This window comes from Bacteroides coprosuis, assembly GCF_020741705.1.
Taxonomy (GTDB): domain Bacteria; phylum Bacteroidota; class Bacteroidia; order Bacteroidales; family Bacteroidaceae; genus Bacteroides_E; species Bacteroides_E coprosuis.
On sequence record NZ_DYYK01000156.1, the window covers coordinates 1 to 8,393 of the forward strand.

Here is an 8,393-nt window from a genome sequence, read left to right on the forward strand (position 1 = left end):
CGTGACAGGCAGGCATTCTAACCAGCTGAACTAACACACCTTGGTTTTATTGTGATGCAAATGTAGTGGTTTATTTTATATCTGCAAACTAATCAGAAATAAATTTACATTTTTTAGCTAAAAAGAATAGATAAGAGTGGCTCTTAGTAGAAAAGGGAAGGAATAGACGTATCCTTGTCTTCTTAAAAGAACAAAAAAATAGGCAAATGAAGTCTGCTAACCCTTAGATTTGTATCTTCTCCTTTGTTAATACGGTGTTGGAGTATTACTTTTGTATAAAGAATATCAAGTTAAAATCAACAAAAAACGACATAGTGATGAAAGAGACAAAGAAGTTTATATCTCCCAATGCCTGGTTCTCTATTGAATACCCTGCCAATTGGTACGAATTTGAAGATGGAGAAGGCTCTTTCTTATTTTATAATCCAGATCAGTGGACAGGTAATTTTAGAATTTCGGGTTTAAAAGGAGATTCTTCTCAATTTGGAGCACAGGTGGTAAAAGAGGAACGTGAAGTGAATCTAAAAGTGAAACCTTTCCAATTGTCATCGGGAGAGGCTGTGTACGAAGTGTCTTTTTTTCAAGAAGATGAACATGAATTTGCCTCACATCATTGGGTTATCGGAAAAGAGGATATGAGTTTTGATTGCACTTTTACTTCTTTCAAGAAGGATGGATATAAAATAGCCGAAGAGATTTTGAATACGTTGGTGGTGAGAGATACAAAGCAGAAATACCCAGCCGAAATCATCCCCGTTCGCTTAATGGAGATTTATGAGATCAACTCTTCCTATGAATGGGTGGTTAATTTCGTCAAAGAACAGCTCACAACCGATTTTCAAGGGATAGAAGAAGATTTGAGTAAACTTGATAAAATAAAAGAAGAGGGTTCTATCTCAACCAAGAAGAGAGATAAGTGGGTTGCTCTGGGCTTGACAGTTGGTGTTATCTTAGCCAATGAAATAGAGGGTATGGAGTGGCGTACGCTTATTGATGGAAATAGAGAAGCTGCTATCTTAATTTATACTCCTTCACAGCAAGTAATAGATCCTATGAAGCTTGTTTGGAGCAAAGTTAAGGCGGGTGAAGAGTTTACTATCGTAGAGAGTTACAAAGAAACTCTGGCCTCTCTGCACCAGTAATATTCTTCTAAGGAATCTATCTGAAACAAAAATTAAAGAATGATAAGTTATCTACAAATAGAAAATCTCACCAAATCGTTTGGTGATTTAGTCCTTTTTGAAGACCTCAATATGGGGGTGCTTCAGGGAGAACGCATTGGTTTAATTGCTAAAAATGGTACAGGAAAATCTACCTTGCTCAATATTATAGCAGGGAAAGAGGGTTACGATGCAGGCAGAGTTACTTTTAAAAGAGATTTAAGAGTGGGCTACCTAGAGCAAAATCCCGAATATCCCGATAACCTAACCGTTATTGAGGCTTGTTTCCACCATGGAAATGAAGTGATTGAACTCATCAAAGAATACGAAATTTGCTTACAGACAGAGGGAAATCCTGACTTGGATAAAATCCTTTCTAAGATGGATTTACTGAATGCTTGGGAGTATGAGCAGAAGGTAAAACAGATTCTTACCCAGTTGAAGATTACCAATTTCCAGCAAAAGATAAATCAACTTTCGGGAGGACAGTTGAAGCGTATCGCTTTGGCAAATACCTTAATTACCGAACCCGATTTATTGATTCTTGATGAGCCTACCAACCATTTGGACTTGGATATGACCGAGTGGCTCGAAGAGTACTTGAAACGCACCAACCTCAGTTTGCTAATGGTAACCCACGATCGTTACTTCCTAGACCGTGTGTGTGATACCATTATGGAGATTGATAACTTACAGATGTACACCTACAAGGGGAACTATAGCTATTACTTAGAAAAACGTCAGGAACGTATGGATTCTATGGATGCTGAAGTTTCTAAAGCGAAAAACTTGTACCGTACTGAGCTGGAGTGGATGCGTCGTATGCCACAAGCTCGTGGACATAAAGCCAGATACCGTGAGGAGGCTTTTTATGATTTAGAGAAGGTGGCTAAACGCCGATTCGACGATAGTAATGTGCAGCTCAATGTGAAGGCTTCTTATATTGGTTCCAAGATATTTGAAGCAGAAAATGTGAATAAGAATTATGGTGATTTGGTGATCCTAGATGATTTTTCATACATCTTCTCTCGTTATGAAAAGATGGGAATTGTGGGAAATAATGGAACAGGTAAATCTACCTTTATCAAAATTCTTTTGGGCGAAGTAGAACCCGATAGTGGTACGATAGATATTGGAGAAACGATTCGTTTTGGTTATTATTCTCAAGATGGACTAGAGTTTGATGATCAGATGAAGGTGATCGATGTGGTACGTGAGATTGCTGAGGTAATCGACTTAGGGAATGGCAAGCAACTGACTGCTTCTCAGTTCCTGCAACACTTCTTGTTTACTCCCGAAACTCAGCACAGTTATGTGTACAAGTTAAGTGGAGGTGAACGTCGTCGTCTTTACCTATGTACAGTGTTAATGCGTAACCCTAATTTCTTAGTTCTCGATGAGCCTACCAACGACCTTGACATCGTAACCTTAAATGTACTCGAAGACTATCTTCAAAACTTTAAAGGGTGTGTGATTGTGGTTTCCCACGACCGTTACTTTATGGATAAAGTGGTTGATCACTTGATGGTATTTAAGGGTAGTGGAGATATTCGTAATTTCCCTGGAAACTATACTCAGTACCGGGAGTGGAAAGAGTTTAAGGAGGAAGAAGAAAAGAGAATCGAGCAAGAAAAGAAGAAAGAGGATGAGAGCGAAAAGCATGGTAGAGTACGTCATAACGAAGTACGCAAAAAGACCTATGCTGAGAAAAAAGAGTTTGAAGCTCTCGAAAAAGAGATTGAAAAATTAGAAGACGAGAAAACACAGTTGGAAGCAGATTTATGCAGTGGAGATTTATCAGTAGAAGATTTAACAGAAAAGTCGAAACGTCTGCCCGAAATAGGTGATGCTATTGATGAGAAAACCATGCGTTGGCTTGAACTTAGTGAAATAGAAGATTAATGAACCTTACCAATTACCATAGTCATACCAATTACTGTGATGGTCATGCTACCATCGAGGAGTTTATTCAGACGGCTATCGAACTAAATTTTACCTCTTATGGCATTTCTTCTCATGCTCCACTACCTTTTTCTACTCGATGGAATATGGAGTGGGATAGGGTAGATGATTATTTGAAAGAGTGTGCAGAGGCTAAAGAAAAACTCGGTGATCAAATCGAGATTTATACGGGGTTGGAGATGGATTACCTCCATGAAGATTACAACCCAGCTATGGATAAATTTCAAGCTATCCCACTAGATTATCGGATTGGTTCGGTGCATTTTCTTGAGTTGGATTCGGGCGGCTATGTAGATATAGATTCGGGTGAAGAGCTATTTAAAGAAAATGTAGATAAATACTTTCATCACGATTACGAAGAGGTCATCATCCGCTACTTCGATGCTATGCGTAGAATGATTGCTCTGGGTGGATTTGATTTCTTAGGACATTGCGATAAGATAAGTAAAAACACCTCTGCCAATGCCAAAGGCATTACTCAAGCTAGCTTTTATAAAGAGATAATAAGAGATTATTTTGAAACGATTGCAGAGAGCGGGCTGATGATAGAAATTAATACCAAGGCGTATGATACCACAGGGATGTTTTTTCCGAATGAAGAACACTTCGCACTTATAAGAGAGTTGGAGATTCCCGTATTGGTCAACAGTGATTCTCATCGTTTACATAAAATCAACTCGGGCAGAAAAGAAGGCTTGAAAGCTTTGGTGAATGCTCGTTTTGATACCGTTATGGAATTAAAAAACAAAGAGTGGACAGCTGTTCCTATCCACTCTTCTTATCGTATTTAAATATATTCTTATCGTTTTATCTTACTCGTTTGCAAGAGTAGGTTTCTAAGAAACTTTGTATTAAACCTTCGTAATTGCCACGTATCATCACGTGGTGATTGCTCAAGGGGTTTCTTAAGAAATAAGAAGCATCTTCATTCATTTTAAATAAAACTTCGGTTCTGCTGGAGAGTTCTTTTTCTGTGTTTTGTAAGATATAGCCCGAAGAAACGAAATACTTATCCAAGCATTCTCCTCCACATTTTAGAATAGTAAACTCTCCTAGAGGTAATATTCCTTGAATAGAAATAGCATTCTTCGTCAGGAAATGATTTCTTAGTACAAAGTGAGAGGTTTGTTTTGTACCGATGCTGCAATGCCCCATTACAATTTTGTTCTCTTTGACATCTACCTCACTGGGATTGCACATAAACCCAACCTCACCCGTCAGAGCTTTTATCATGACTAGAGTAAAGATGGTTTGCATATCCCCCTCGCAGCCAGCAATGATTCCCTCATCATTGAGTAAAGCATTGGCTAAGCACCCTGTAACTCCTATATCCTTGAGGGTTTTGTAACAATTGAGGGTAACAGCCGTTAGACCTTCCTCCTCACAAATCTGCTTCACAGCTTTATAAAAGCGCATAGAGTTGATTAGGGCAGTGGGAGTGCTTCCATTACAAGCATAGGCTTTAGATATAAAATGAGTACACAATGTACTTACATCGTCTTCGGATATCTTATCGAAAGTATCATAAATTCGAGTAAGAGGAATATTAACAAATTCGATACCCCAGCGTTGTTTGGCCAAATAGTAATCTACACTACTAGCTATAACCCATGGAGCAGGCGTGCCCAGAACACCTATTCTTTGTTGCTTCAGTCTTTGTTGGGCATGGAAGTTTATTGCTAAGTTTAAGATTCTTTCTTTTATCTGTTGGATGTCTCCGTGTAAAATTTCATTCTTCAGACCTCTTTCTCTCAACCAAGTTGAGGCTTCAAGAGCAGCAGCTAAAGAATTTTGGAGTCCGTCTGCCAGTAGTACAATGGGGCGGGGTAGTTCTTCTACATCTTGAGCGATGAGTTCTTCTACTCCTCCAGTAGCTATAAAAAGTACAGAAAACTGGTCTTTAGGGATTTTGGCAAGATCTGTATGTTTGTAATATTTTACAGAGAATTGGATTTCAAGTTCATTCAGAAGTTTCTGATGATCTTGAGCAGATGATGCTAACTGATCTAATGAAGATGTGTAAGCTATTAGATTAATAGTCATGCGGTCTGATTTTTGTTACTACGCAAATGTATGTAAATTTTTATATAATGGAAAGTTAGAAAGCCCTAACCTATATTAATTAGTTAAAACTTAACTTTGCATAAGGATTTATACTTAACTTTGACACTTGAAATAAGATTGACAACCGAAAAATAAGATTTACTTTGTTTGAATTTCAATTAGCAAAACGATTATATACGAGTAAGAAAGGGGTAAAAAGGATATCTAAGCCTGCTGTGTTTATTGCTGTCTTGGGTATTGCTATTGGTTTTATTGTGATGATGATTACCATTGCCGTAGTGATTGGCTTTAAGGGCGAAATCCGAAATAAAGCAGTGGGCTTCAGTTCGGATATCCAACTATCCAATTACAATACCATGGCTTCATACGAATCGCATCCTATTGCAGTAAGTGATAGTTTGCTGACAGCTCTCCAAGAATATCTCGATACGCGCTGGGTGCAACGATACTCTACGAAGGTGGGTATGATCAAAACAGAATCTAGCTTTCAGGGGATGATTTTAAAAGGGGTAGCTCAAGAATTTGATACTTCTTTCTTTACTAAATATCTGGTAGAAGGGACACTTCCTGCCTTTAACGATTCTACTTCTACTAATGAAGTAATGCTCTCCAAGACTGTAGCCGATCTCCTTGATATTCATCTCGATGATCGCATTTTTACCTATTATGCCGAGGATGAGGGCATCAAAGCACGTAGATTAAAGGTGGTAGGTATTTACCAAACTAATTTCTATGAGTATGATAAACTCTATCTTCTAACCGATCTCTATACCGTTAATAAATTGAACCGATGGGGAGTGGATCAGGCAAGTGGGGTAGAAATTGCGATTAAAGATTATGCCAAACTCGAAGAGGTTACCGAAGATTTAGGCGATAAGTTTATGGGCTTAGAAGATGCTTATGGCGAGCCTTACATTGTAAATAATGTAGAGCAGCTCAATCCTCAACTTTTTGGCTGGTTGGCCTTGCTCGATTTAAATGTCTGGGTAATCCTTGGGCTGATGATGGCCATCTCTGGCTTTACCATTATCTCTGGTTTGTTGATTCTTATTTTGGAACGAACTCAGATGATTGGGTTGCTCAAAGGATTGGGAGCTACCAATAAGATGATTCGAAAAGTATTTATTTGGTTGGCGATATTCCTGATTGGTAAAGGCTTATTCTGGGGGAATATTGTTGGGTTATCACTCTGCCTTATCCAGAGTAAATTTGGAGTTGTACCCTTGGATCCTGCTGTATATCATGTAGATAAAGTGCCTATTTCGCTTAGCTTATGGTGGGTAGTAGCACTCAATGCAGCCACCATCTTAATCTCTGTGTTGATGCTTCTCGGACCCTCTTATCTCGTGTCGCGCATTAATCCAGCCACGTCTATGCGTTACGAATAATCTTAGATTTTCAGAATATCTCCTCTTCCTTTTCTCGGCATCTTAAGTCGGATTAAGAAATTGTTGAGGGGCAATAAAATATCTAAAAGAGGGAGGGAAAAGTAGAATCTTCTTCCTTCTGTCATCACTTTTGCTGTGCGATTAATTGTCAGAAACTGTACTACCCATCTCAACAGAAAACAGAGAAAAGTAAGTAAGCTCACTTGCCAAGTTAGCGTTATCAGGCTATAGATAAAAAGAGGCAAACCTAGGGCATACAACAGTAGGCAAGTAGTAGTCTCTAGCCCCATCCAATATTGCTTGTTACCTTTAAAGCGCTGTACCGATAGTAAGTGTGATTGCTTTTGAAGCTTCCAATCTTTCTTCCGTTTGATGGGTTCCATTTCGATGATAGACTCGGGAGAGAGTTCTACTCTGGTATTGGTGCTATTTACATTTTGATTGAGAAACAATTCATCCTCACCTCGTTGAAGATTTAGTTGGTTTGAAAAGGCTTTCTCTTGAAAAAACACCGATTTTCGGTAAGCCATATTTCTACCTTGTCCCATATAGGGTTTATTCTTGAGAGCCATACCCAAATAGCGCAACTTTAGTATAAGGCTGTCATAAGAAGTAAAGCGATTGATCCATGTCTTTTCTGTGCGGTATTTGCTATAACCCAATACAATATCCGTTCCCTGAATAAAATGGCCAGCTAGCTTTTTTAGCCATTGGTTGGATATGGGTTTGCTATCAATCTCCGTGAAAACTAACCAATCATATTTACTCGCTTTGATACCAATAGTTTGAGCCAATTTTCTTCTGCTAATAAACCGAGCACTCTCTGGAGTAAAACTGAAATAGAGATTATCATGATTTTCTTCTAGGTACTCCAAATACTCTTTTGTACCATCATCTGAGGCAATATCCACTACAATCACCTCAAAATTAGGATAATCTTGTTGTAGAATACTAGAGATGTTTTCTCTTAAATATTCCACCTGATTCTCTACACAAAGAATAATCGATAGAGGAGGATACTCCTGTGAAACCTCTTTCTGCTTTTTCTGGGCAGCAGGAATACGATTATATAGGCTTAAATGATAGATGAGCTGAATCATCAGACAAAGTCCGAGAACTATATAAACACCAATGAATGGGGTAGAGAGAAATATATCTGGCAACATGAATTTTATCTTTTATTTCTGAATAAGAGGATACTCTAACAAGGTAGAGTGGCACAAAAATAAGGAATAAAATGTGAACGAATAAGTTTGCAACCTAATATTTCTACTTTACCCTTCGAACTCCCCTTAAAGAGTTCGCTTCATTTCATATCGCTTGGTTATTAAATCAAACCGATGTTTCTTTAAAAAACCATTCATAGACTCACTAGCATCATCAATATTAAGCATTTTTACTGTTGGCGATGAGCAGTTTTGGGCAGCATTCTTTAGTAGAGCTGTAGCCACTCCTCTTTCTCTAAACTGAGGGTAAGTACCCAGTTGAATGAGATCCCCCGATAGTGGTTCGTAAACAATATATCCTATGATGTGATTTACATTCATAGCCAAGGTACAAACTAAATTATCAGAGTCTCTCATAATGCTGTTGAGACTATTTTGCCATGAAGGATAAAAATCCCAAATGGTATCAAATTTTATTTCTTGCATAAATACAGAAAGAGGAATCTCTATTAAAGAGATGTCTCGTGCCGTAATTTGTGAAATTAAGTCGGTTTCAGCGTGATAACAGTTGAAGTTTCTTGTAATCTTAAAGTTCCTTTTCTGGTAGATTTTAAGTGCAGCCTCATTATCTTGTGATACTTCGAGTTGGTAGG

Annotated in this window: 7 protein-coding genes; 4 read left to right on the forward strand and 3 right to left on the reverse strand. The window is 38.2% G+C overall.

The annotated features are described in order from the left end of the window. Nucleotides 1-317 precede the first annotated feature (317 nt). The 3 genes from K8V80_RS09410 to K8V80_RS09420 are packed head-to-tail and all read left to right on the forward strand — an operon-like array spanning nucleotide 318 to nucleotide 3,913. Nucleotides 318-1,142: a DUF3805 domain-containing protein gene (locus K8V80_RS09410; protein WP_276777344.1), complete on the forward strand. Its 825-nt coding sequence runs from the start codon at nucleotides 318-320 to the stop codon at nucleotides 1,140-1,142. A 39-nt stretch (nucleotides 1,143-1,181) separates the two neighbouring features. Next, a complete protein-coding gene (locus tag K8V80_RS09415) occupies nucleotides 1,182-3,062 on the forward strand; it encodes an ABC-F family ATP-binding cassette domain-containing protein (protein ID WP_276777347.1) in 1,881 nt (626 codons plus the stop codon). Continuing rightward, entirely contained in the window at nucleotides 3,062-3,913 is an 852-nt protein-coding gene (locus tag K8V80_RS09420; RefSeq protein ID WP_006744611.1) for a histidinol-phosphatase, read from the forward strand. The genes K8V80_RS09415 and K8V80_RS09420 overlap by 1 nt, the downstream gene beginning before the upstream one ends. Nucleotides 3,914-3,929: 16 nt before the next feature. Here the strand turns inward: K8V80_RS09420 and K8V80_RS09425 are convergent, their stop codons facing one another. Further along, nucleotides 3,930-5,165 carry an L-arabinose isomerase family protein gene (locus tag K8V80_RS09425; protein WP_276777351.1) on the reverse strand — a complete coding sequence of 412 codons (1,236 nt, stop codon included), beginning with the start codon at nucleotides 5,163-5,165 and terminating at the stop codon, nucleotides 3,930-3,932. Nucleotides 5,166-5,329: 164 nt separating this feature from the next. Between K8V80_RS09425 and K8V80_RS09430 the strand changes: the two genes are divergently transcribed. Then, nucleotides 5,330-6,574, forward strand: a complete 1,245-nt coding sequence (locus K8V80_RS09430) for an ABC transporter permease (protein ID WP_423773074.1) — start codon at nucleotides 5,330-5,332, stop codon at nucleotides 6,572-6,574. Nucleotides 6,575-6,576: 2 nt separating this feature from the next. On the opposite strand, the gene K8V80_RS09435 is transcribed toward K8V80_RS09430, so the two are convergent. Next, nucleotides 6,577-7,740 carry a glycosyltransferase gene (locus K8V80_RS09435; protein ID WP_276777353.1) on the reverse strand — a complete coding sequence of 388 codons (1,164 nt, stop codon included), beginning with the start codon at nucleotides 7,738-7,740 and terminating at the stop codon, nucleotides 6,577-6,579. A 126-nt stretch (nucleotides 7,741-7,866) separates the two neighbouring features. Beyond that, nucleotides 7,867-8,393 (reverse strand): GNAT family N-acetyltransferase (locus tag K8V80_RS09440; RefSeq protein ID WP_276777355.1); only part of this gene is annotated, 527 nt, incomplete at its 5' end.